Below are 25,406 nucleotides of genomic sequence, written 5' to 3' on the forward strand. Positions count from 1 at the left end.
GATCACCAGATGGTTGACAGAGATCTAATGACAAGGTCATTCTGTTCGGCGGCCCACCCCCAAAGGGTCCTAAAAAACTCAACAATCGGCAGGCGTGACAATGACGTCAGATGCACCACCCTTGGCATCTGTTCTGCACCTTTACCAGGAGCAGTTGTACGCGGCCCCCGAAAGGGTCGCTGTTTCGGCCGGGCAAGAACACCTCACTTACCGGCAGTTAGATCGCCTGGCGAACGGCATCGCCGCCCAGCTGCGTCATCTCACGATGACCGGACAGCGGTGGGTCGCCGTGCTCGCCGGCCGTTCCATCCGGCTGGTCGCGGGACAGCTCGGCGCGATGAAGGCGGGCGTCGCCTTCGCGCCGATCGACCCGGCCACGCCCGTGGAGCGGATCCACGCCATGCTGGCGGGAGCCGCGGCCGTGATCACGGCGCCGGAGTGGAGATCGCTGGTCCCCGACGGCATCCCGGTGATCGACACCCCCGCCGAGGCGGACGCCTCACCCCCGCCCGACGTCGAGCCCGACGACCTCGCCTACGTCGTCCACACCTCCGGCTCGACGGGGACGCCCAAGGGCGTGCTCGTCCCCCACCGCGCGCTGACCAACCTGATCGGGTGGTCCCACGAGACCTTCGGCCTCGGTGGCCGTGCCTCGCTGCTCACCAGCCCCAACTTCGACCCGTCGGTCTGGGAGATCTGGATGTGCCTGACCGCGGGCACCACGATGGTCATCCCCACCGAGGAGATCCGGCTCTCGCTGCCCGCGCTCCGCGACTGGATCGTGGATCAGGAGCTGACCACCTGCTACGCGCCCACTCCCATCGCGGAGGGCCTGCTCGGCCTGTCCTGGCCGGCGGAGACCAAGCTCGCGACGCTGAGCACCGGCGGTGATCGCCTCACCACCTACCCGAGGCCCGGGCTGCCCTTCCGCCTCATCAACCTGTACGGCCCGGCGGAATGCGCCGTCAACGCCATCGCCGGCGAGGTGCCCGTCCACGACGGCCAGAGCCGCCCGCCCGCGCTCGGCTCGCCGCTGCCCGGCGTCACCGTCCGCCTCCTGAACGAGGAGATGCGGCCGGTCGACGAGGGCGAGATCCACCTCGGCGGCGTGTGCGTCGGCCTGGGCTACCTCGACCGGCCCGACCTCACCGCCGAGCGATTCGTCCGCGATCGCGACGGGCAGTTGCTCTACCGCACCGGCGACCTGGCCCGCCGCAACCGGGCCGGCGAGATCGAGTTCCTGGGACGCCTCGACGACCAGGTCAAGATCCGCGGCAACCGGGTGGAGCTCGGCGAGGTCGAGACCGTCCTCGGCCGTCACGAGCGGGTGCGGGCCGCCACCACCGCCGTCCGCGGCCACGAGCTGGTCGCCTACGTCGTGGGCACGGCGACCGAGCAGGAGGCCCGCGCCCACCTGCGCAGGTTCCTGCCCGACTACATGATCCCCACGGCCTGGGTCTTCCTGGACGAGCTCCCGCTGACCGGCAACGGCAAGGTGGACCGGGCCGCGCTCCCCGACCCGGTCCGCGCGCCCCGCTCGATCACGCCGCCCGCCACCCCCACGGAGGCGCTGCTCGCCGAGATCTGGCAGGACGTCCTGGGCGCCGGGCCGATCGGCGCCGACGACGACTTCCTGGCGCTGGGCGGCCAGTCGCTGCTGGCGATGCGCATCGCGGCCCGCGCCTTCGAGAAGCTGGGCAAGCCGGTCGAGCCCCGGATGCTCTTCGAACATCTCACGCTCGCCGCCCTCGCCCACGCGATCGACGGCCTGCCGGAGGCGACGGCCGTCACCGCGGCCCAGGGCGGGCTCACGCCCGCGCAGCGCCGCCTCTGGTTCATCGACCAGGTCGCGCCCGGCTCGCAGTACAACGTGCCCATCCTGTTCGCCCTGGACGGCCCCCTCGACACCGGGCGCCTGGAGAACGCGATCAACGAGATCGTGCGCAGGCATCCGCCCCTGCGCACCCGCTACGAAGAGCGCGACGGCGAGCCGGTGCCCGTGATCGGCGAAGCGGCGCCCGTACGGATCAAGGTCATGGACGCCACCCCGCGTGGCGCGCACGCCCTGGCGCTGCACCACGCGCGCGACCCCTTCGACCTGCGCGACGGTCCCGTGCTGCGGGCGCTGCTGCTCCGGCTCGGCGACGACCGGCACCGGCTGCTGGTGACCGTCCACCACATCGCCTTCGACGGCTGGTCGGCCGGGGTCTTCCTGGACGAGCTGGCGCGGCTCTACGCCGGGGAGAGCCTGCCTGCGGCGGCCTGGCCGTACCGGCGCGGGCAGAGCCTGGACGGCCTGCCGTACTGGAGGAAGGTCCTGGACTCGCCGCCCGAGCGGCTGGGGCTGCCCGCGGACGGCCCGGGGTCGGCCCCGGGATCGGCAGGGGCGTTCCGGCGCGGCGGCCGGGTCCGGGCCACGCTGCCGGACGGGCTGCTCGCCGAGCTGGAGTCGCTGGGCAGGCGCGCCCAGGCCAGCCCGTTCATAGTGCTGTTCGCGGCCTTCCAGGCGCTGCTGCACCGCTACAGCGGCCAGGACGACATCGTGACGGGCGTGCCGTTCTCCGGCAGGGAGACGCCGGGCGCGGACACGATGATCGGCTTCTACGTGGAGACGCTGCCGATCAGGACCCGTCTGGACGGCGATCCGACCTTCGAGCGGCTGCTCGCACAGGTGCGGGCGACGGTCCTGGCCACGCCTTCTGACGTGCCGCTCGAGGAGATCGTACGAGAGCTGTGCCCCGACGGCCGGCCGCCCTTCGACGTGATGTTCGCGATGCAGGAGCCGGCGGACGCCAGGCGGGGCGACGGGGTGACCTTCCGGATCCTCGAGGAGGTCGAGAACGGCGGCGCCAAGGCCGACCTGGTGCTCTACGCCGAAGGGCGGGAGATGAGCCTGGAGTTCGCCACCGACCTGTTCGAGCGCGCCACCGCGGAGCGGCTGCTGGGCCACTACGTGCGCGTCCTGGAGCAGGTGGCGGCCGACCCGGCGGCGCCGCTCGCCGCGCTGCTCGCCCGCGAGCACGAGCCCCCCGGCCGTGGCCCCGACCAGTGCCTGCACCGGCTCTTCGAGCAGCAGGCCGACAGGACGCCCGACGCGGTCGCCGTCGAGTTCGAGGGCGCCGCCCTCACGTACGCCGAGCTCGACCGGCGGGCCAACAGGCTGGCCCACCTGCTGCGCGGGCTCGGGGTCGGCCCGGAGGTGCCGGTCGCCCTGCACGTACGGCGCTCGCTGGACCTGCCCGTGGCCCTGCTGGGGATCCTGAAGTCGGGCGGCGCGTACGTGCCGCTCGACCCCTCCTACCCCGAGGGACGCCTCACCCAGGTGCTCGGCCGCGTCGACACCCCGGTCCTGGTGACGCACCGGGCGCTGGCCGGCGGCCTGCCGCACGAGCGGCCCGTGCACGTCGACACCGACCTCGACGGACAGCCCGAACACCGGCCGGACAGCGGCGTCACCCCGGACGACCTGGCCTACATCCTGTTCACCTCGGGCTCGACCGGACAGCCCAAGGGCGTGGCGATGCCGCACCGCCCGGTCGCCAACCTCATGGCCTGGCACAGCGGCGCCTACCGGAGCCTGCAGTTCACCGCGCTCGGCTTCGACGTCTCGGTGCAGGAGATCTTCAGCACCTGGGCGTACGGCGGGACCCTGATCATGGTCAGCGACGAGGTCCGGCGCGACCCGGCCGCCCTGCTCGACCACATCGCCCGGACCCGCGTGGAGCGGATCTTCCTCCCCTTCGTGGCGCTGCAGTCGCTGGCCGGCGCCGGGGTCGAGCCGCCCGCCACGCTGCGCGAGGTGATCACCGCGGGCGAGCAGCTCCAGGTCACCCCGCAGCTCGAGCGGTTCGTCAAGCCGTGGATGACGCTGCACAACCAGTACGGGCCGACCGAGGGCGCGATCATCGACATCGCCCACACACTCACCGGTCCTCCGGCGGACTGGCCCCGGCTGCCGCCCATCGGCAAGCCGGTCACCGGCGTCCAGTCACTGATCCTGAACCGCCTGGGCCACGAGGTGCCCGACGGCGTCCCCGGCGAGCTGCACCTCGGCGGCGCCTGCCTGGCCAGGGGCTACCACGGCCAGCCCGAGCTGACGCGCGAACGTTTCATCACCTGGCGGGACGGGCGCCGGCTCTACCGGACCGGGGACCTGGCCCGCCGCAACGAGGCCGGGGAGATCGAGTTCCTGGGCCGCGCGGACGACCAGGTCAAGATCCGCGGTTACCGGGTCGAGCCCGGCGAGATCGCCGCGGTGCTGGCCGGGCATCCGGCCGTGCGCGAGGCGTTCGTCATGGCTCTGGAGGGCAGGCTGGTGGCCTACGTGGCCGCCGACGGGACCCCCGAGCTGCGTCCCTACCTCGCCGGACGGCTGCCCGAGTACATGGTGCCGAGCACGTTCGTCGCGCTGGACGCCCTGCCGGTGAACCCTTCGGGCAAGGTGGACCGGCACGCCTTGCCGGACCCCGGCCAGAGTGTGCGGACCGTCGCGGCGCCGCTCACCCCGGTGGAGCAGACCATCGCCGCCATCTGGCAGGAGGTGCTGGGCGGGGCGGTCGGGCGGCACGACAACCTCTTCGAGCTGGGCGGCCACTCGCTCAACGCGACCCGGATCGCCTCCCGGTTGCACGAGGCGCTGGACGTACGCGTGCCGCTGCGGACGCTCTTCGCCCACCCGACCGTCGCCGAGCTCGCCGCCCAGCTCACGTCGCCGGACGTGGAGGCGGCGGCCGAGCTCTATCTCATGGTCGCCGCGTATTCAGATGACGAGGCCGAGGCCCTGCTGCGGTCGATGGAAGGTGACGAATGAGCCTGTCAGACCAGCAGCGCCAGCTCCTGGAAGCGTTACGCAAGAAGAAGCAGGCGCAGGCCGGGCCGCTCAGGCCCGCCCGGCTGCCGATGTCCTTCACCCAGCTCCGCGCCTGGTACCTGGACCGGATGGCCCCGGGCGCCGCGCACTACCTCATCCCGCTCGCCTTCCGCGTCGAAGGCCCGCTCGACCGCGACGCGCTGCACCGCGCGTTGAACGCCCTGGTGGCCAGGCACGAGAGCCTGCGCACCACGTTCGCCATGGACGAGGACGGCCCGTACCAGATCGTGGCCCGATCACTGGCGATCGACCTGGCGGACGCCGCCGACGGCACGCCGATGGACCTGACCACAGGCCCGCTCATCCGCGCGCACCTGGAGCGCGAAGGCGCGGACCGGCACGTCCTGCACCTCACGCTCCACCACATCGTCGCCGACGCCTGGTCGCTGGACGTGCTGCGCCGGGAGCTGGGCGCGCTCTACGACGGCAGGGAGCTGCCGGCGTTGTCCCGGCAGTACCCCGACTACGCGATCTGGCAGCGGGAGAACGACTACGGCCGGGATCTGGACTTCTGGCGGGAGACGCTGGCGGGCGCGCCGCCGATCAGCGAGCTGCCGGCGGACCTGCCCCGGCCGGCCGTCCAGACGTACGCGGGCGCGGAGCTGCCCTTCTCCCTCGACCTCCCGCGCGAGGAGTTCAAGGCGTACTGCCGGAGCCTGGGCGCCACCCCCTACATGGTGCTGTTCGCGGCCTACCTGGTGGTGCTCTCCCGGCGCTCGGGCCGGCGGGACCTGGTGGTGGGAACGCCCATCGCCAACCGGGACAGGGTCGAGTTCGAGGGCCTGATCGGGTTCTTCACCAACACCCTGGCCATCCGCGCCGACCTGTCGGGCGATCCGTCGTTCGCCGAGGTGGTCGAGCGGGTCAAGGACGCGGTGCTCGACGCTCACGACCACCAGGGGATGCCCTTCGAGCGGCTGGTGGAGGAGCTCAACCCGGAGCGCCGCCTGGACCGCAGCCCGGTGTTCCAGACGATGTTCAACATGCTGCCCGAGGCCACCGCGGCGCTGGAGCTGGACGGGCTGACGGTCACCCCCGTGGAGATCGCCGAGCACACGGCCAAGTTCGACCTGACCGTGGGCGTCCGCGAGACCCTGGACGGGCTCGTGGAGTACAACACGGACCTGTTCCACGCGGGGACGATCCGCGATCTCGTGGCAGACCTCCGGCGAGTGCTCTCGGCGGCCATGGCCGGGGACGAGGCGCCCGGGGAGATGCCGCGTCACCAGATCTCCCAGCTCGTCACCCGGGCCTGGCGCGAGGCGCTGGGCAGCGACGCCTTCGGCCCCGACGACAACTTCTTCGACGTGGGCGGCCACTCGCTGCTGGTCCTGCAGGTGCACGAGCGGCTGCGCAAGCGGTTCAGCCTGACGGTCACCGACCTGTTCAGGTTCCCGACGATCGCCTCGCTGACGGCCTACCTGAGCCCTGACGCGCCGGCGCCCGCGGCTGTCGCGAGCACCGCGCCCGCCGGCGGCGCGCTCGCCATCGTCGGCATGGCCTGCCGCTTCCCCGGCGCCACCGGGCCGGAGGAGTTCTGGGCGGCGATCCGCGACGGCGTCGAAGCCGTACAGGACTTCACCGACGAGGAGCTGCTCGCCGACGGCGAGGACCCCGACCGGCTGGCGGACCCCGCCTACGTCAGGTCGGGGACGGTGCTGGACGGCATCGACCTGTTCGACGCCACGCTGTTCGAGTTCACGCCGCGTGAGGCCGAGATCCTCGACCCGCAGCAGCGCCTGTTCCTGGAGACCGCCTGGGAGGCGCTGGAGGACGCGGGCTGCGACCCCGCCCGCCACCCGGGGCGCATCGGCGTCTTCGCCGGTTCGGCGATGAGCAGCTACTACATCGAGAACCTGCTGGCCGCGCCCGACGTGCTCAGGGCCGTGGGCGAGTACCAGGTCATGCTCGGCAACGACAAGGACTCCCTGCCGACCAGGACCTCGTACAAGCTCGACCTGCGCGGGCCGAGCGTCAGCGTCAACAGCGCCTGCTCCACCTCGCTGGTCGCGCTCCACCTGGCCAGGCAGAGCCTGATCGCGGGCGACTGCGACCTCGCGCTGGCCGGGGCGGTGCGGGTCAACGCCTGGAGCCGCCGCGGCTACCTCTACCAGAGCGGCGGCATCGGCTCGCCGGACGGCCACTGCCGGCCCTTCGACGCCGAGGCCCAGGGCACGATCGGCGCCAGCGGCGTGGGCATCGTCGTGCTGAAGCGGCTGGAGGACGCCCTCGCCGCGGGCGATCCCATCCACGCCGTCGTACGCGGCTCCGCGGTCAACAACGACGGCACCAGGAAGATCGGCTACACCGCGCCGGCCGTGGACGGGCAGGCCGAGGTCATCACCGCGGCGCTGGCCTCGGCCGGCGTCGACCCCGGCACGATCGGCTACGTCGAGGCGCACGGCACGGGCACCGCGCTCGGCGATCCCATCGAGGTCGCCGCGCTCTCCCAGGTATTCACCGGGGATCGGCCGATCGCGCTGGGCTCGGTCAAGTCCAACATCGGCCACGCCGACGCCGCCGCCGGGATGGCCGGGCTGATCAAGACCGTGCTGGCGCTCAAGCACCGTACGCTGCCGCCCACGGTCAACTTCGCGACGCCCAACCCGCGCATCGACTTCAGCCCGTTCTACGTGCCCACCACCGGCGCGGAATGGCCGCAGGGCCAGGGACCGCGCAGGGCGGGCGTCAGCGCGTTCGGAATGGGCGGCACCAACGCCCACGTGGTGCTGGAGGAGGCGCCCGAACAGCCCGACGCCCCGCCGGCGACCGGCCCGCACCTGCTCGTCATGTCGGCCGCCGGCGACTCGGCGCTGGCGGAGACGGCCACGCGGCTGCGCGCCCACCTGGCCGCGCATCCGGACGCGGACCTGGGCGAGGTCGCCGCCACCCTCCGGCACGGCCGCCGCCAGCTGCGGCACCGCGGCATCCTGGTCGCCGAGGACCACCGGTCGGCGCAGGACGCCGAGCTCGTCGCGGGCGAGTCGCGCCCGCGCGAGATCGCCTTCCTCTTCCCCGGCCAGGGCGCGCAACGCCGCGGGATGGGCGCGGGCCTGTATCGATCGGAGAGCGTCTTCCGCGCCACCGTCGACGCCTGCTCCGGCCTCCTCGAGCCGCACCTCGGCCTCGACCTGCGCGAGGTCCTGTACGGCGAGGCCGGCGATCTCGACCAGACCTGGCTCACCCAGCCCGCGCTCTTCGTCACCGAGTACGCGCTCGCCCGCGCACTGATCGAGCGCGGGGTCCGCCCGGCGATGATGGCCGGGCACAGCATCGGCGAGTACGTCGCCGCCTGCCTGGCCGGGGTCTTCACCCTGGAGGACGCGCTGCGCCTGGTCGCCGCCCGCGGCCGCCTGGTGCAGAGCCTGCCCCCCGGCTCGATGCTGGCCGTGCCGCTGCCCGAGTCCGAGGTCGGCCACCTGCTCGGCGAGGACATTTCGCTGGCCGCGGTCAACGCCCCCGAGCTGTGCGTCCTGGCCGGCCCCGAGCAGGCCGTCGCCGAACTGGAGCGGCGGCTGGCGGGGCAGGGCGTCGCCTGCCGCGCGCTGCGCACCTCCCACGCCTTCCACTCCGCCATGCTGGATCCGGTGCTCGACGCCTTCGCCGCCGAGGTCGCCTCGGTGCAGCTGGGGGCGCCGGACCTGCCGTACCTGTCCAACGTCACGGGCGGCTGGGCGTCCGGCGCCGAGACCAAGGACCCCGCCTACTGGGTGCGCCACCTGCGGGAGACCGTGCGGTTCGCCGACTGCGCCGGCGCCCTGGTGGCCGCCGACGCCGCGGTGATCGAGGCGGGGCCGGGCCGTACGCTGACCACCCTGGTCCGCCGCCAGGGAGGCCAGGCGGCGGTCGCCCCGTTCACCGAGCCGGACAGCGGGCAGTCCGCCCTGCTGGAAGGCATCGGACGGCTGTGGGTGAGCGGTGCCGGCATCGACTGGACGGCGTTCGGCCCGCCGGGCAGGCGGGTGCCGCTGCCCACCTACCCGTTCGAGCGGCGGCGCTACTGGATCGGGCCGCGCGCCCGGCGCTTCGAGATCGCGGGGGCGGCTTCGGCACCGCTGACGGCAGCGGAGCCGGTGGCGCAGGCTCGGGCGGTCCAGGAGCTCGACGCGGTCGCCGCCGCCTGGCAGGACGTGCTCGGCATCGTGCCCGCCGGCCCGCAGGACGACTTCTTCGGCCTGGGCGGCGACTCCCTCGTGGCCACCCAGCTCGCCTCCCGCCTCGGCCTGCCGATCGAGGCGATCTTCGAGCATCCGACGCTGGCCGGCCAGCGGGCGCTCGTCGCCGCGGCGCCCGCCCCCGCGCTGGTCCCGGCCGTCGCCTCGGTGGGAGCCCGCGAGGTGATCCCCGTCGTCGAGGATCCCGGTCCCGCGCCCGTCTCGTTCATCCAGCGGCGCATGTGGTTCATCGACCAGGTGCACGGCTCGGCCGCGTACGCCGTGGCCACGGCGCTGGACCTGCGGGGCGAGCTGGACGTGGAGCGGCTGCACGGCGCCCTGCGCGAGCTGGTTCGGCGGCACGAGTCGCTGCGGACCGTCTTCCGCGCCCCGGACGGCGAACCGGTGCAGGTGGTGCTGCCCGCAGGGGAGGTGCCGCTGCCGGTCGAGGACTGCGACGACGCCGAACGGGCGCTGAGCGAGGCCGCGGCCGAGCCGTTCGACCTGGCGCACGGCCCGCTGTTCCGGGCCCGGCTGCTGCGGCTCGCCCCGGATCACCACGTCCTGTCGCTCGGCTTCCACCACATCGTCGTGGACGGCTGGTCGATCACCCTGCTGCGGACCGAGCTGGTCGCGCTGTACAACGGCGAGACGCTCCCCGAGCAGCCGGTCAGGTACCGCGACTACGCGCGCTGGCAGCGGGAGCAGGTCGCCGATCTCGGCTTCTGGAAGGAGCGGCTGCGCGGCATCCCGCACAGCCTGGACCTGCCCACGGACCGGCCGCGCCCGCCGATGCAGACCTTCGAGGGGGCGGTCGCCTCCCACGTGCTCCCCGCGGAGCTGGCCGGGGGGCTGCGGAAGCTGAGCCAGGAGCGCGGCGCCACGCTCTACATGACGCTGCTGGCCGCGCTCCACACGCTGCTGTACCGCTACAGCGGCCAGGAGGACATCTGCGTCGGCTCGCCGGTGGCCGGGCGCACCCGCCCCGAGTTCGAGGGCATCGCGGGCTGCTTCATCAACACCCTCGTCATGCGGGCCGCGATGGACGGCTCGATGCCGTACACGCAGCTCCTGGCGCAGGTGCGCGAGTACGCCCTGGGCGCGTACGCCCATCAGGACGTGCCGTTCGAGCAGCTGGTGGAGGAGCTCAACCCGCCCAGGGACCTGTCGCGCAACCCGCTCTTCCAGGTGCTGTTCAACCTGCTCAACCTGCCCCAGAGCGACCTGGACATGAACGGGCCGGCCGTGCGGGAGCTGGCCGTGGAGACCGGCACCGCCCAGGTGGACCTGGTGCTCTACGTCTACGAGCAGGGCGACGAGCTGCTGTGCCGGCTGGAGTACAACACCGCGCTCTACGACGCCGGCACCGCCGGGCGGCTGCTGCGGCACTACGAGACCCTGCTCTCCGCGATCGCCGCGGCGCCCGGGACCGCGCTGTCCGGCCTGGACCTCCTCACCGGCGAGGAGCTGGAGGAGCAGCTGGCCTGCCAGGACGTCGAGGTGCCCGACCTGTGCATCCACGAGCTGGTGGAGGCCCAGGCCGACCGGACGCCCGACGCCGTGGCCGTCACCTTCGAGGGCGTCTCGCTGACGTACCGGGAGCTGGACGAGCGGGCCAACCGGGTCGCCCGGCGCCTGCGGGCGGCGGGGACGGGACCCGAGACGCTGGTGGGCGTCGCGCTGGAGCGGTCGGCCACGATGCTGGTCAGCCTGCTCGGCGTGCTGAAGGCGGGTGGCGCGTACGTGCCGCTCGACCCGATGTACCCGCAGGAGCGCCAGGACTACATCCTGGACCACTCCGGCATCGGCGTCCTGGTCACCGAGCGCGAGCTGGCCGGCCGCTACACCAGCTACAAGGGCGAGCTGATCCTCACCGACGAGGGGTTCCCGGAAGAGAGCCCGGAACGGCTGCCCGCGCAGGCCACCCGGCAGAACCCCTGCTACGTCCTGTACACCTCGGGTTCCACCGGGCGGCCCAAGGGCGTGCGCGTCCAGCACTCCTCGGTCGTCAACTTCCTCAGCTCGATGAGCCGCGAGCCCGGCCTGACCGGCCAGGACACGCTCCTGGCCGTCACGACGTCCGCGTTCGACATCTCGGTGCTGGAGCTGTTCCTGCCGCTCACGGTCGGCGCCCGGGTGCTGATCGCGAGCCGCGAGGCGGCCTACGACCCGGTGAGCCTGGCCGCCCTGCTGGAGGACGCGACGGTCATGCAGGCCACCCCGGCCACCTGGCGGCTGTTGCTGTCGGCGGGTTGGGAGGGCAAGCCGGGGCTGAAGGCGCTGTGCGGTGGCGAGGCGCTGCCCGCCGATCTGGCCACCGGCCTGCGCGGGCGCGTGGCCGAGCTGTGGAACATGTACGGGCCGACGGAGACCACGATCTGGTCCACCCTCACCCGCGTCACCGACGGGCCGATCACGATCGGCCACCCGATCGCCAACACCCGGATCCACCTGCTCGACACCGCGATGCAGTTGGTTCCCACCGGCGTGGTCGGCGAGCTCTACATCGGCGGGGCGGGCCTGGCCCGCGACTACCTCCACCAACCCGAGCTGACGGCCGAACGCTTCGTCACCTGGCAGGACGGCAGCCGGCTGTACCGGACCGGTGACCTGGCCCGCCGGCGGGCCGACGGCTCGATCGAGTTCCTCGGCCGGGCGGACGGGCAGGTGAAGGTCCGCGGCTACCGGATCGAGCTGGGCGAGATCGAGTCGCTCCTGCTGGCACATCCGGGGGTCCGTGAGGCGGCCGTGGTGGTGCGCGGCTCGGACGAGGACAAGAGCATCGCCGCCTACCTGGCCGCCGATTCCGAACATGACTGGCGCGAATACCTGCGGCGCAAGCTGCCCGACTACATGATCCCTTCGGCGTTCGTGCCGCTGGAGGCGCTGCCGCTCACCCCCAACGGCAAGGTGGACCGCAAGGCGTTGCCCGAGCCGGTGGGCCAGGCACGCGCGGAGGGCGCGGCGGCGCGGACTCCGGCCGAGGTCAAGCTGGTCGAGCTCTGGTCGCAGATCCTGGGCGTGAAGGGGATCGGGATCGACGACGACTTCTTCGCGCTGGGCGGCGACTCCTTCAAGGCCGTGCGCGCCGTACGGGACTCGGGGATCCAGGCGACCGTGCTGGACCTCTTCAAGAACCCCACGATCCGAGCGTTCGCCACGCTCGACGGCTCATCGCACGATATCGGCCTCCTGCATGAACTGACCCCTCCGCGCCCAGCGGCCTCGCTGACCCTGGTCTGCGTGCCGTTCGCGGGCGCCGGCGCGATCACGTACCAGCCGCTGGCCGCGGCCCTGCCCGAGCACATCACCATGCTCGCGCTGGAGCCGCCCGGCCACGACACCGGCAATCCCGGCGAACCCATGCTGCCCTTCCACGAGCTCGTCGAGGGCTGCGTCAAGGAGATCAAGGAGAAGGTCGACGGGCCACTCGCGCTCTACGGCCACTGCATGGGCGGCGCGCTGACCGTCGAGCTGGCCCGCAGGCTGGAGGAGGAGGGCGTCGAGCCGGAGAAGGTGGTGATCGGCGGGCACTTCCCGGCGCCCCGCCTGCCGGGCAAGGCCTTCGCCTGGTTCCGCAGGACCTTCCCGATGGAGCGGTGGACCTCCAAGCGGCAGGCGCTGGAGTTCCTGCGGGCCATGGGCTTCTTCACCGAGGCGCTGGATCCTCAGGAGCGCGACTTCATCATGGGCGTCTTCCTCCACGACACCCAGGAGGGTGAGGACTACTACACCGAGCTCTACCAGGCGCCCATCAAGAAGCTGTCGGCGCCGCTGGTGTGCGTGGTCGGCGAGAACGACCGCGCCACCGAGCTGCACGAGGAGCGTTTCCGCGAGTGGGATGCCTTCTCCGACTCGGTGTCGCTGGAGGTCATCCCCAAGGCCGGGCACTACTTCCAGAAGCACCAGGCGACCGAGCTGGCCGGGATCCTCGGCGGCGACGACCGGACAGCGGCTCCGCTGCCGCCCCGCTACCAGCAGGCCAGCCTGAAGACGTTCTCCCTGGTGGCCTTCGGCCAGCTGGTGTCGCTGATCGGCACCGGGCTGACCACGTTCGGCCTGGGCCTGTGGGCCTACCAGCAGACCCGGTCGGTCTCGATGTTCGCCCTCGTCTCGGTCATGGCCCTGCTGCCCGCCGTCGTGCTGGCGCCGATCGCCGGCGCGGTGGCGGACCGCTTCAACCGCAGACTCGTCATGATCACCGCCGACTCGGCGGCGGGGTGCGCCTCCGTCTCGCTGGCCGCCCTGCTCTGGACCGGCGGGCTCCAACTCTGGCACGTCTACCTCATCGTCGCCGTCGGCGCGGTGTCGACGGCCTTCCACCAGCCCGCCTACATGGCGGCCGTGGCCCAGTTGGTGCCCAAACGCTATTACGGCAGGGCCAACGGCCTGACCCAGCTGGGGCAGGCGGCGGGAACCGTACTGGCGCCGCTGCTCGGCGGCGCGCTCGTGGCCGCCGTCGGGCTGAGCGGCATCATCCTGATCGACCTGTCCACCTTCGCCTTCGCGGTCGTCGTGACCTTGGCGGTCCGGTTCCCGGACACGCTGTTCAAGAAGCGGGAGGAGCCGTTCTGGCAGGAGGTGACCGGCGGCTGGCGCTACATCAGCCGCAGGCACGGGCTGCTGGCGATCATCCTGTTCACGGCGTTCCTGAACTTCCCGTTCGCGATGGTCGAGGTCCTGTCCACGCCGCTGCTGCTCAGCCTCACCGACACCCGCGGCCTGGGCGTGGCGCTCTCGATGACCGGCATCGGGCTCCTGCTGGGCAGCCTGATCATGACGGTGACCGGCGGCCTGGCGCGGCGCACCAACGGCATCCTCGGCTCCTTCATGGCGCTGGGCGTCGCCTTCGCCGTCATCGGGATCGCGCCCCACCCGGCGCTGCCCGCGATCGGGCTCTTCCTCATCGGGCTGCTCACCGCGTTCCTGAACGCGCACTGGTTCTCCATCGTGCAGCAGAAGGTCGGGCTCGACCTGCAGGGCCGGGTCATCGCCACCAACCTGATGCTCAGCTGGGCGCTGGTCCCGGTCGGGTTCCTCCTGGCCGGACCGCTGGTGGAGCAGGTCTTCAACCCCATCGCCGGCTCCGCGCACGGCCGGGGGATCGCCCTGCTCACCATCGTGGCGGGCGCGGTGACCGTCCTGATCGGGCTGGCGGCCTTCCGCTACCGGCCGGTCCGCTTCCTGGAGGACGAGCTGCCCGACGCGACCCCCGACGCGGTGGCCATCTCCGACAAGGACCTGATCCAGCGGGAGGCCGACAGACAGCTCGTCGCGTGACCCCTCCTCTCCCCCGGTACGGCGTGTGCCGGGGGAGAGCCGGCCGCCTGAGCGCGGTCAGCTCGGCGCCCGAAGCTCGACCAGGCCCGTGAACTCGGGGCTGGGCCGGACCTTGATCTCCCGCCACAGCAGCTCCGTGAACGCGTGCACGGCGCGCACCGCCTCCACCAGGTTGCCCTCGGCGAGGTGGATGCGGACGACCAGGCGCTGGGAGCTCTCGCGCAGCGGCTCGTACTCGACGGCAGCCAGCGCGAGGTCCAGTGCGCGACCGTAGGCGCCCTGGGCGAGCTGCCGTTCGGCCATGGCCTCCAGGGTGTGCAACTGGAGCTGACGGACGCGCTCGCGGACGGCGACGACCCACTCGTCGTACCAGCCGGGCAGCAGCACGCCGCGCGGCGGCACCCACGAGCCGTCGTCCTCGGCCTGCGCCGGTCGCCGCACGTGCAGCCGCCGGCTCAGCGCCTGCAACTCGTCGACGTCGACCGAGACCCGCGGGTCCAGCCGCATGGCCGGGCCGCCCGTGACGATCAGCCCCGGGCAGGCCCGGCCGGCCCGCCAGAGGGTGGTGCGGAGGTCGGCCTGCGCGCGGGCCTCGCTGGAGTCGGGCCACAGGCTGCCTGCGGCGAAGTCACGGGTCGCGGTGCCGTGCAGGCCGAGAAAGGCGACCAGCCGCCGAGCGCTGTGCGGGAGCTCGCCCCACCGTGCACCGCCCGTTTCAGCGCATGCCGACACCTCGAAGGTGCCCAGCAGACGCAGGCTCACCGACCCCTCCGGCCGTGCATCGTACGCCGCGACAGCAGAAGTGCTGTCCATCGGGCGCCCCTCCTCTGCACGAACAGATCCCTCTGGGTTTTATGTCGTCCGCAGATGATCTGTCAATAGGGCGTAACTTTTCGTGAGCCCGATGGTCATGAGCTGGGCTTTTGAGCTACATTCAGGCGGCCGATAAAATCACGTTGAAACTGTCGAAAATCCCATTAGCCGTTTATTCCAAGCGATATCGAAAAGCACGTGGCTCAGCCGTATTTGGTCAGTTCCGGGTGGCGGCGCAGCGTCTCGTAGGTCTTGCGGTCGGGGGCGTACGCGTCGGCGCGCGACCCGTCCTCGCCGCGTTCGCGGAAGACCTCGCGAAGCCTGTCGACCAGCGGGTCCCACTGCGTGTAGACCGGCTTGAGCTTGTTGAGCGCCTGGATGACGGAGATGACGTCCGGGCCCCGGTACCACGGCGGATGCTCGAGCTCCTTGCGCACCTCGGCGAAGACCGCCCTCTCCTGGTCGCGCAGCGTCAGCATGGCGGGGATCAGACTCCGGAGCTTGGCGTTGCGCTCCTCCACCGCTTCGGCGTCAGGAGCGGGCGCGGGCGGAGGTCCCACCGTCTCCTTCTGCGCGGGCGCGGACGCGGGCGCCCGTGCCGCTTTGAGCTTGCGCAGCTCGCCGCGGATCTCCGTCTGCCTGTCGCCGATCCTGCGCAGCATCTCGGCCACCGCCGCCACGTCGGTGAACTGCTCGGAGGCGGCCGTGATGGCTCTGGCGGCCTTGTCGAGCCTGAGGTTGTCGGCCTTCAGGCCCGCCTGGGCCTCCTCGAAGGCCCCGGCCGCGGCGCGGGCCTTGAGCTGGGCGACCCGGTCGCCCACCACGATCGTCTCGAACGCCTCACGCTCCTTGGCCAGCTCGGCCGGCCAGTCGTAGCGCACGCCGCCCTCGGCCTGGCCCTGCGGCCGGACCACCGCCTGCACGGCGTCGGACGCGCCGTCGTTGCCGCTCGCGTACTCGGCGAGCGCGCGGCTCATCTCCTCCCTGTCCCCGCCGCCGGCGGCGATCCTGCGGCCGAGGCGCTGCCAGTCCTGGAAGCTCGCGATCCGGCCGCGGAAGGCGTGGTTCCACCTGCCGGGTTCCCGGGAGGTGGACGCGATGGTCGCGAAGTCGTCGTCCGACAGCTTCATCCCGATCACCTCGGTGCGGGACTGCAGCAGCTTGCTGCCGCCGGTGGCCAGTTTGAGCGAGCCGGCGACGGGCGACTGGTCGGCGGCGGAGGCCAGCGCGCGGGCCGAGGCCCCCAGGTCGGTCTCCGAGGTCGTGGTGCTGACGTCACCCGTGGCCTTGTTGCCGGGACCGACGGCGGCGGTGACGGCCTGCTCGGTCCGGTACTCGAGCTGCGGGCCCGAGGCCGCTCCGGCCGTGAGCGCGCCGCCCGTCGCCCCCGCGAACAGCTTGTGTGTGCCCGTCTCGTCGACGACCGTCTTCTCCGCGAAGGAATGGGTGGTCGAGATCGACGCCTCCAGCCCCGCGACGCCCCCCTTGGGGGTCAGCGTGCTCGACCAGCCGGTGCCGGACTCCGTACCGGCCACCCGGGTGGGGTCAGCGGCGGCCAGGGCGGTCAGTTCGGCCGCGCCGTCGACCGCGAGGATCCGGTCGAACCTGGTCTGGTAGTCCGGGTCGCCGGGGTTCAGGCGGAAGGTGACCGCCCTGGCCTCCGACGTCGTCCTGCCGTAGCTGAGGCCGGCGCTCACGGCTCCCGACGAGCCGGACGCGCCGATGGACTTCGCGGTCTCCGACACCACCTCGACCGTGACGAGCACCCCCCCGCCCCTGCGCGCCACCGTGCGCTTGAGCGACCTGCTCCTGCTGTAGGAGACCTCGGCGCCGACCGGCGATCTGCCCGCGCCGGTCACGCCGAGCGAGCCGCCGACGCCCTTCTTGGCCTCCAGGCTCGCCTGGTCGCCCTCGCCGAGCTTGGCCGCCTCGGCGGCCGACAGCGGGGCCGCCAGGGTGGTGAGCAGCTGCCGCGCGTCGTCGACGCTGCCGCGCGCGACGAGATTGACGACCCGCAGCTCCTGCTCCGCGCCGCCCGACCCGTCGCGGGCCAGGTCCCCGAGGTAGCGCTTGGTCTCCTCCTGGCTGAACCGGTGGACGAACGTCCCGGTCACCGACCCCGCGACCGACAGCGACGCGCTCGCCGTGCCCTTCCGTCCCGCTCCGCCGCCCGCCCCGCCGCCCACCGTGCCGGTCGCGCCGATCGTGACGGTCACCATGAGCTGGTACGCCGGCGGCTCCGTCGCCTCCACCCGCGTGGCCTTCACCACCACGCGGGCGTTGCCGGCGACGGACCTGGTGGTGGTGAAGCCGTTGCCGTACGCGGTGGTCCGCTGGGCGCTCGCGGCCCCCTGCCCGCCGAACCCCTCGGGACCGGCGACGACCCCGGCGCTCGCCTGGCGGCCGGTCCGGGTCCCCTGCTGGAGCCTGCCCTCCTCGTCGAACGTCCCCGTGCTGGTGTCCTTGCTCCGGGTGAGGGTCAGGCTGCCCTCGTTCCGTGCCACCGTCGTTCCTGTCGTGCTCTTGGACGTGGCCTCAGGGGCCCCCTTGGAGGGAGCCCGGACCCCGGGCGCGGGGGCCGCGGACGCTTTCGGCGCCGTACCAGGGGGCGGGGTCGGCGCGGGGGTAGTAGGAGCTTTCGGTGCCGTGGTGGGTGCCGGGGTTTTGGCCGGTTTGGGAGCGGGGGCCTGCTGAGGAGCTTCCGGTTTCGGCTTGGCCTTGGGCGCCTTCGGCTGGGCCTGGGCCTGCTGGAGGATCCCGTCGTCCGCATCGGCCGGGATCGGGAGGGTCACGATCCTGCGCCGCGGCGGCGCCGGGGGCGGGGCCGGGGCCGGCTGTGGGTGCGCCGGGCGACGCTGCTCGACGACCGGTTCGGGCCTCGACGGCTTGGGCGGGAGCTTCTTGATGGCCTCCAGCGCCGGGGAGAGGTTCGCGGGGACGTGCTCGCGGAGCGGGTCCTTGGCCCGGCCGGTGCCGACGGTGGCGCCGGCCAGCCCGAGCTTGGCCGCGCAGTGCGGGCAGATCAGGGAGCTGGCGCCGACCGCTATCAGCTTGAGCTTGTGCTTGGCCGCGTGGGCGACCAGCCTCGCCTCCGCGTCCTTGCGCGCCTGCTCCGCCGTGCGCTTGCGCTTCGGCTCGTCCGGCTCCGACGCCTCCCCTTCGGCGGTCCCGCCCTCATGCTGGTCGACGAGATGCGGCCCCGGCTGGGACACCGGAGCGGTCTTCGGCACCACCCCCGACAGAGGAACCGGCTCGGACTTCGGCACCACTCCCGACTGCGGCACCGGTTCGGACTCGGGCTCGTGGGCGTGCGCGAGCGCCGACCCCGGCGCGGGCACCGGCACGGGAGCGGGAGCCGGTGAAGGGGCGGGGGCAGGCGAAGGGGCGAGCTTGGCGGCCGGGGCCGTTTCGGCGGGTTCGGCCGGTACGACCTTGAGATCGGGAGCCTCCGGCTGCTGTTTCTTCAGGCGGACGGCCTTGACCCACGTCTCCCCCGGCCCCAGGTCGACGAGCTTGCGGCGGCTGCCTTTGGTGGTGGTGACGAGCTCGTGCAGGTTGCCTTCCTCGTCCACGGCGTAGCCGACGGTGACGGTGACGTCCCCCCGGATGGAGCCCTCGGCCGCCTCGCGACGCTCCTCAGGGGTGCGCTGGTCCACCGGCAGCGGCTTGCCCTCCTTCTCCGCCTTGGCGGCCTTCGCCTCCTGGCCCGCCTCCCACCGGACGAGGCTCTTCCGGACGACCCCCTCCATCAGCTCGGTCGCCCGCAGGTCGGCGGCGTCCTGGTACTCCCGCAGCCGGGCGAACGCCGCGACGTCCTCCGGGCTCGCGGGGCCGCCCGTCTCCTCAGCCATGGCCAGCCCGATCGACGCGCTGCCGCCGACGGCCACGTAGCCGCTCTCTGGGCCGCTCTCTGGGCCGCTCTCTGGCCCGCTCTCGTGCGCCACCGCGTCGGCCGCCGCGTGGGCCGCGGCCTCGAGCCCGGCGTGGCGGGTCGGCCGCGGGCCCGCGCCGCCGCGCTGCTGGATGACGTGGGCCAGCTCGTGGGCGAGCAGGTGCCTGCCGTCGGGGGTGTGCGGCGCGAACCTGCCGGGGCCGAAGACGATCCGCTCGCCGACCGTGTACGCGCGGGCGCCCAGCTCGCGCGCCGATCTCCCGGCCGAGCCGTCGGAGTGCACCCTGACCTGGCTGAGGTCCTGCCCGAACCGCTGCTCCATGGCCGTCCGCGTCACCCGGTCCAGCGGCTCGCCCCTGCGCGCCAGCTCCCTGCGGGCCGCGGCGGGGACGGGCGCCGAGGCCCGCGCGGGTTCGGCACGTCGGTCGCCGGCCGCCATGGTCACAGTCCGTGCGTGAGCGGCAGCGCGAACGACGTCCGCCAACCGGTGACCCCGTCGCCCTCGACGACGGCCAGCGGCGCGTAGTGGTAGGCCACGCCGTGCGGGCCGCGGCCCTGGGGATGGTGCCAGATGACGTCGCCCAGCGTGCGGCGCGCGGGGAAGACCCAGTAGTCGCCCGTACGGTAGCGGTGCGGGTTGCCGCGCTCGCCGGTGAGGAAACGCACCTCGACGCCCCGCTCCAGCGGGATCCACCCCGCGTCCTTCCTGGCCGCCTGCGCCTCGGTCACCGGGACGGCCCCGTCGGGGGACTTGCCGGGCGGCGTGTGGTCCCAGCGCCGCAGGTACGGGTGGCGGCGCCGGTCGATCGCGGGCGGCGGAGCGTCCAAGGTCACGGTCGACAGGTCCACGTCCACGTCGACCACCTGCCGCAGCGGCGCGGCCGGACGCGGCCAGCCCAGCTCGCGGCGCAGCGAGACGGCGTCGTCCACGGCCTCCACCCACTGGCCGACCTCCAGCGCGGTGTGCCGGTCGCGGCCCAGGCTGCTCACCTGGACCACGGGCCCGTCGCTCGCCAGGATCGGATAGATCACCGAGCCGTTGTCCCGCGACCAGGCGAAGCTCGCCCCTTCCCGGGCGGTGCCGCCGCTGCGGATCTCCACCCGGTAGAGCTGGTTCTCCCCGGTGTACCCCGCGTCGGACGGCGCGGTGCACGGGTCGTCGTCGGCCTCGTGCGGGCGCGTGGCCCGTACCTGGAGCACTCCCCGGTGCTCCGCCGACTCGGCGGCGGCGATCCAGTCGGCGACCCAGGTCTCCACCGACATGTCACCGGTCGGCACGGGCACGGCGCGCACCTGCCAGACCACCTGCGCGCGGCTGCCGGTGTCGGGGTGGTGCGGGCCGAGCGCGGGCTCGTGCAGCGTGGGGTCCTCCACCTCGGTGACGTGCCGCTCCCAGACCTTCAGGTAGACCAGGTACCTGCCCTTGGGCAGGCGGTCGGCGCCCGCGACGTCCAGCACGGCGTGCGGCTGCTTGGCGTAGGTGGTCTCGGCCGGGTTCTCGACGCCGATGCCGTTCACGTAATAGCGGCCCGCCCCGATGGTGAAGTCCGCCACGGCCGGGTCGCCGACGGCGAAGCCCAGTCCGGGGCCCGCCGGCCCGGCGTGGGGGCCCATCAGGTCGGCCAGCGCGCCGCGCAGCTGGTGCAGCAGGAGCGCGGTCTGCTCGTTGCGGTTGGCGTCCAGGCCGACCCTGCCCTGCAGGTCGAAGACCGCGGAGTAGCCGCGCTCCGGCGAGAAGGTGATGTTGGAGAAGTCTCCGTGCACAGCGGTCTCCCTAGGTGGCGTTGATGACGGCTGCATCGACACCGAGGGGGACGAACCCGTCCAGGTGGTCGACGAGGTTGGCGAGTCTGCGCGCCTCGAACAGGTCGTGGAAGGCGCCCATCTCGGCGCCGTCCTCCGCTCCTGTGCGGATGGCGTCGGCACAGGTCTCGTGCAGCCTGCAGTAGCCGGGCGTGCCGTACCTGACGCTGGTGAACCTGGGCCGCAGCCGGTTGTCCGAATCGGGCGGGCACCGGTAGCGGGGCGGGCCGCCGTGGCAGGCGTAGGAGACGTAGGAGTAGCGCGCGCAGCCGGCGTCGCGCCTGGCCACGTGCACGCAGCCGGTCACGATGCTGTCCTCGGCGAGCCTGAGCAGGTAGACGCGCACCTGGCCGAGCACGGTGCAGCGGCGCAGGGTCAGGTCGGCGTAGGCGTTCCTGGCGTCCACGCCCGTCACCGCGGCCGGCTCGCGGCCGGTCGCGTCGATGATCGAGTCGTACGCCTCGACGATGAGCGGCTCGCCCGCGGTCTCGTCCTGGTCGACGAGGATCGTGCCGACGATCGACCGTTCGACGCGCAGGCGGGCGGTGGTGCGGCGCAGCTCGATCGACGGCTCCTCGCCGTGGCGGGGCTCGCACCGGTCGTCCAGCTCCCAGCCGGGCACGAGGGTGCAGTGCCTGATCGTCACCTCGCCCACCTGTCCCGTGATGTCGACGCTGCGGCCCGAGATCACGAGCCCGTCGAGGAGCAGGCGGGGGCGGCGCGCGGAGGGCGGCGGGCAGTCGGCGGCGCCGCCCGGCGGCGGGGTCTTGGAGCGGGCGCGCACCAAGAGCGCGTCGAACCTGTTGGCCCGCTGGTTGAGCAGCCTGATGACCGGCCGCTGGTATGACGCCGCCCGCAGCTCCAGCCGGTCGTCCAGGCCCAGCTCGACGCAGAGCGCCTCGGTGTAGTCGGCCGAGTCGACGATCTCCACGAGCGCGTCGTGCAGCGACGGGTCGGCCTCCTTGTCCTCCTGCCACTGCCGGAGCGCGGCGGTGATCGAGCCGAACCCGTCACCGCCGACGACGTACCGGCGGCGCTCGCCGACGGGAGCGGTCGCCCTGGCGTAGGCGCCGCCGCCCATGCGCTCGCTGAAGCCGTAGCACCAGCTCACCCACACCCCCTCCTCCGGCGCCTCGTCCGGCGGGAAGGCGATCCTGCCCAGCACCGGGTCCACGACCACCTGGCCCGGCTGGGGCCGGTAGCGCCAGTCGCTCAGGTCGGCGCCGACGATCCGGCTCGCGGGGACGGGGTTGTCCAGGCTGTCGCGCCAGATCCGCAGGGCGCGGCCCGGGCCGTAGTACTCGGTCACGGCCGCGGCGAACTCCTCGCGGCCGATCGGCTGCGGTAGGTCGGCGGGTCCCGACAGGTGGGCGGCCTTCGGTCCCGTCCCCTGTGGGGCGAACAGCTGGGTGTCGATGCCCAGCACGTTGACCAGGTAGCGGCTGTAGCGCTGGTCGACGCAGAACGCCGGGGCCCGGGTGACGGGGAAGGACAGCAGCCACCACACGTACAGCGCCAGGCTGGGGATGTTGGGCAGTCCCCGGGTCAGCTCGCTGTTGATCCGGCGCACGTCGGGCAGCCTGGGGGCGGTGTCGAAGGGGCCGCCGACGCGCTCGCAGGCGACGAGGTCGCGCACGTCGAAGGTGGCCGGCCGGTCCGGCCGCAGGTGCCGGAGGTGCTGGTCGCGCACCAGCATCCGGTACGTCTCCACCGCCCGCGCGGGCCGGCCCGCGACGTCGAAGGCGAGCTGTTCCAGCGCGGCGGCGGTGCCCTTGCGGCGGCGTACGGCCATCGCGTCCGCCACCTCGGCGCGGGAGACGCCCTCCCTGTCGATGCCGACCAGGGCCGCGATGTACGGCACGATCCACTCGTCGCAGGTCTCGACGAACCAGTTGGCGTACCAGGTGTCGAGGTCGTCCTCGATGACGTGTACCTGCTCCTCGATGATCCGCAGCAGCGCCCGCAGCGGGTGGCCCCGCTCCTCGTCCCTGCTGCGGTGGATGGCGGGCAGCAGCGCGGCCAGCTCGTCACGGGTCATCGGGCCACCTCCACGTGCAGGACGACGAACCCGTCCAGGCCAGGTGTGATCAGGACGAGCTCGGCGGGGTCGATGTGGACGCCGTCGGCCCGGGTCCTGGCCGGTCTCGCGGGTATCCGTTCGGCCACGCCGGTGACCGCGGCGGCCTCGGGGGCGGTCGTGCCGAGGATGGCGCCCAGCCGTACGACGTCGGCGAACGCGACGCCGGGCACGCGCTGGAGCTCCGCGACGACCTCGGACAGGTACAGGCTGCGCCCGAGAGCGCGCGCGTCGAACCCGAACGCCGACTCCAGGGCCGCGCGGGCCTGCGGGCCGACCAGGTCGGGGGCGCGGTCGGCGGCGATCCACACGTTCGCCTCCAGGACGACGTTCCACAGCGTGCGCGGCGCCGCGGCGACCGGCACGCCGGGGTCGCCGTAGCGGCGGCAGGCCGCGAGCAGGCCGCGCAGCAGGTCGGAGTCCGGCTCGATCGGCGCGTCGTCCACGCCCGCCACCGTCACGTGGACCAGTTCCCTGCCGCCCGCGCTCAGGCGGGTCGCCGCGGCCTTGCCGACACCCGCGCGGGCCAGGGTGAAGTCCGCGTAGTCGCGCAGGCCCACCAGCCGGTCCATGGCCAGCGTGGGCAGCGGTGCCCGGCCGCGCAGCGCCGGGTCCGCGTCGTGGTCGGTGCCGCCGCTCGCGCGCAGCGGGTTGATCACCGCGCTGATGCCCAGCGGCTTGGTCTGCAGCTGGCTGAGCTGCCCGGCGCGCACGTTGCCCGCCCTGCCGATGCCCACGCGGTAGGTGAAGGCCACGTTGCCGGTGCCGGTGGGCAGCCGCGATCCGCGCCTGCCGTCGCCGAACTCGACGGTCGCGCCGCCCGCGGCGTCCACGCTCAGCTGGTAGGCCCGCTCGGACGGCCCCGCCCAGGCCAGCTCGGGGACCTCGTGCCAGGCGATGCCGCCCACCCTGACGATCAGCTCCGCCTCGGCGCCGTCGGCGTCGGGCGTGGCGATGTACGTCAGCGGCTGCTGGCCCAGGGTGAAGCGCTGGCCGGCCGCGCCGGCGTCGCCGCTGCCCGCCCCGGGTTCGAGCTTCGTCTCGCCGTTCGTGGCGCGCACGACGTTGGCCCAGACGGTGACGGTGGAGCGGCGGTAGCTGCCGCGCAGCGGGGCCGCGAGGTCCAGCACGGTGTGATCCGGCACGCTCCCCGACGAGGAGACCCGCCGGGTGCCGATGACCCGCGCGACCTCGCCGCTCGGCGGGGTGAGCGGGCCCGCGTCCTGCGGCATCCCGGACACGACGATCGTGCGGCCGGTCGGCAGGTCCTCGATCACCACGCCGAGGTCGATCGAGCCGCCCTCGACGGGCCCCGTGATGGGCTCGTCGGCCAGGGCGAGAGGCTCGGCCTGGACGTAGAAGGTGTAGCCGCGCAGCTCGGACAGGGAGCGCCCGGCGTCGCCGTGCTCCTCGGGGAACCAGGGCGCCACCAGCACGAGCGCGGTCACCCTGCCGGAGATGCCGTAGCGGGCCAGGCCCAGCGTGCGCACCTCTTTCACGAGGTTGACGTTCACGAGGCCGCCGCCGGAGACCACCACGATCCAGCTTCCCGGGAGGATGCGCGGATAGTCGGCGTCGAGCGGCAGCAGGGTGCGCGCGCCCGCGTCGGAGTCGTACAGGCCCTCGTCGAGCTCCCAGTCGGGGTCGTCCGCGGCGACCTCGCCGATCACCCCGCCGGATGTCGCGGGCGGGAGCGGGGCCGCGGAGCCGAACGTGGCCGCCTTGGCCCGCAGGACCTCCAGCCGGACGAACTCCGCCTCCTCGTCGCCGTCCTCGGCCACCCCGGCCGGGGACAGCTGGAGCCTGGCGGCGGTCACCTGCGCGTCCAGATCGGTCTCCGCCGACTCGACGATCCTCAGCAGGGGCGATCCGTCGGTGAAGTGGAAGAGCAGGCGGTCGTTGGGCGCGAGCCCGGTCGCGATCCCTTCGACGTGCACCACCCGCAGGGAGGCCACGCGGCAGCGGGTCAGCCGCGTCGGGCGGCGCAGCCTGGGCGGCAGCGCGCCCCACGACGAGCGGGCCACCAGCTCCTCAGCCGTCTCGAAGATCTGCGGCTTGGCGCCGGGGTCGGGCACACTCTGCACCCTGGCGCCCGCCGGCACTCGCACGAGCGGGTCGGCGGGGTCGGGGTCGAGGGTGTAGGCCAGCCAGGCGCTCGCCGCCAGCCCGGGCCGGGGCCGGTAGCCGACGAGCGCGGCCAGCTCCACCAGCGAGCGCCGCTCCTTGGCCGTCGCGAGGTAGCCCTCGTCGGCGATGCGTTCCTGGTAGAAGGTCAGCACGTCGCCGACGCAGGCCCACGCGTCCAGCAGCGCCAGCGCGGGGTCGTCGGGGGCGCGCGTGGTGAGCCTGGCCAGCTCGGGATGGTCGGAGGAGGCCAGCCTCCCGATCATCCTGGCCAGGAACGCCGCCCGGGTGCCCACGCGGACGCTCAGGCTCGACCTTCCTGGCGGGTTGGCCATCACCTTTCCGGGCGGCAGCGGTGTCCCCGAAGCGCACCGCCCGCAACATCCCGCCGCT

General features: G+C 73.2%; 7 protein-coding genes. 2 read left to right on the plus strand and 5 right to left on the minus strand.

The features are described 5' to 3' along the window. Positions 1-100: 100 nt before the first annotated feature. Both ACWDRB_RS26445 and ACWDRB_RS26450 read left to right on the plus strand, forming a co-directional pair. Positions 101-4,810, plus strand: a complete 4,710-nt coding sequence (locus ACWDRB_RS26445; protein ID WP_449897835.1) for an amino acid adenylation domain-containing protein — start codon at positions 101-103, stop codon at positions 4,808-4,810. Next, positions 4,807-14,304: an amino acid adenylation domain-containing protein gene (locus tag ACWDRB_RS26450; RefSeq protein WP_449897837.1), complete on the plus strand. Its 9,498-nt coding sequence runs from the start codon at positions 4,807-4,809 to the stop codon at positions 14,302-14,304. Before ACWDRB_RS26445 ends, ACWDRB_RS26450 begins: the two co-directional genes overlap by 4 nt. Positions 14,305-14,361: 57 nt before the next feature. On the opposite strand, the gene ACWDRB_RS26455 is transcribed toward ACWDRB_RS26450, so the two are convergent. The 5 genes from ACWDRB_RS26455 to ACWDRB_RS26475 all read right to left on the minus strand — a co-directional run bounded on the left by ACWDRB_RS26455 (position 14,362) and on the right by ACWDRB_RS26475 (position 25,348). Then, positions 14,362-15,066 (minus strand): AfsR/SARP family transcriptional regulator, encoded by a 705-nt coding sequence (locus ACWDRB_RS26455; protein WP_449897840.1) that lies wholly within the window; start codon positions 15,064-15,066, stop codon positions 14,362-14,364. A gap of 254 nt (positions 15,067-15,320) precedes the next feature. Beyond that, the gene (locus ACWDRB_RS26460; protein ID WP_449897842.1) at positions 15,321-19,448 is read right to left on the minus strand and encodes an eCIS core domain-containing protein; all 4,128 of its coding nucleotides are present in this window, start codon (positions 19,446-19,448) and stop codon (positions 15,321-15,323) included. Positions 19,449-19,450: 2 nt separating this feature from the next. Then, a complete protein-coding gene (locus ACWDRB_RS26465; RefSeq protein ID WP_449897844.1) occupies positions 19,451-20,773 on the minus strand; it encodes a DUF6519 domain-containing protein in 1,323 nt (440 codons plus the stop codon). Between the two features lie 10 nt (positions 20,774-20,783). Next, positions 20,784-22,850 carry a phage tail protein gene (locus ACWDRB_RS26470; RefSeq protein WP_449897846.1) on the minus strand — a complete coding sequence of 689 codons (2,067 nt, stop codon included), beginning with the start codon at positions 22,848-22,850 and terminating at the stop codon, positions 20,784-20,786. After that, positions 22,847-25,348, minus strand: a complete 2,502-nt coding sequence (locus ACWDRB_RS26475) for a putative baseplate assembly protein (protein WP_449897849.1) — start codon at positions 25,346-25,348, stop codon at positions 22,847-22,849. The genes ACWDRB_RS26470 and ACWDRB_RS26475 overlap by 4 nt, the downstream gene beginning before the upstream one ends. Positions 25,349-25,406 lie beyond the last annotated feature (58 nt).

It is taken from the genome of Nonomuraea sp. NPDC003707, assembly GCF_053587055.1.

What these genes read in the sequence shown, in the direction of transcription:
- ACWDRB_RS26445 (WP_449897835.1), top strand. Translation starts at nt 101, where the DNA reads ATGACGTCAGATGCACCACCCTTGGCATCTGTTCTGCACCTTTACCAG.
- ACWDRB_RS26450 (WP_449897837.1), top strand. Translation starts at nt 4,807, where the DNA reads ATGAGCCTGTCAGACCAGCAGCGCCAGCTCCTGGAAGCGTTACGCAAG.
- ACWDRB_RS26460 (WP_449897842.1), bottom strand. Translation starts at nt 19,448, where the DNA reads ATGGCGGCCGGCGACCGACGTGCCGAACCCGCGCGGGCCTCGGCGCCC.
- ACWDRB_RS26470 (WP_449897846.1), bottom strand. Translation starts at nt 22,850, where the DNA reads ATGACCCGTGACGAGCTGGCCGCGCTGCTGCCCGCCATCCACCGCAGC.
- ACWDRB_RS26475 (WP_449897849.1), bottom strand. Translation starts at nt 25,348, where the DNA reads ATGGCCAACCCGCCAGGAAGGTCGAGCCTGAGCGTCCGCGTGGGCACC.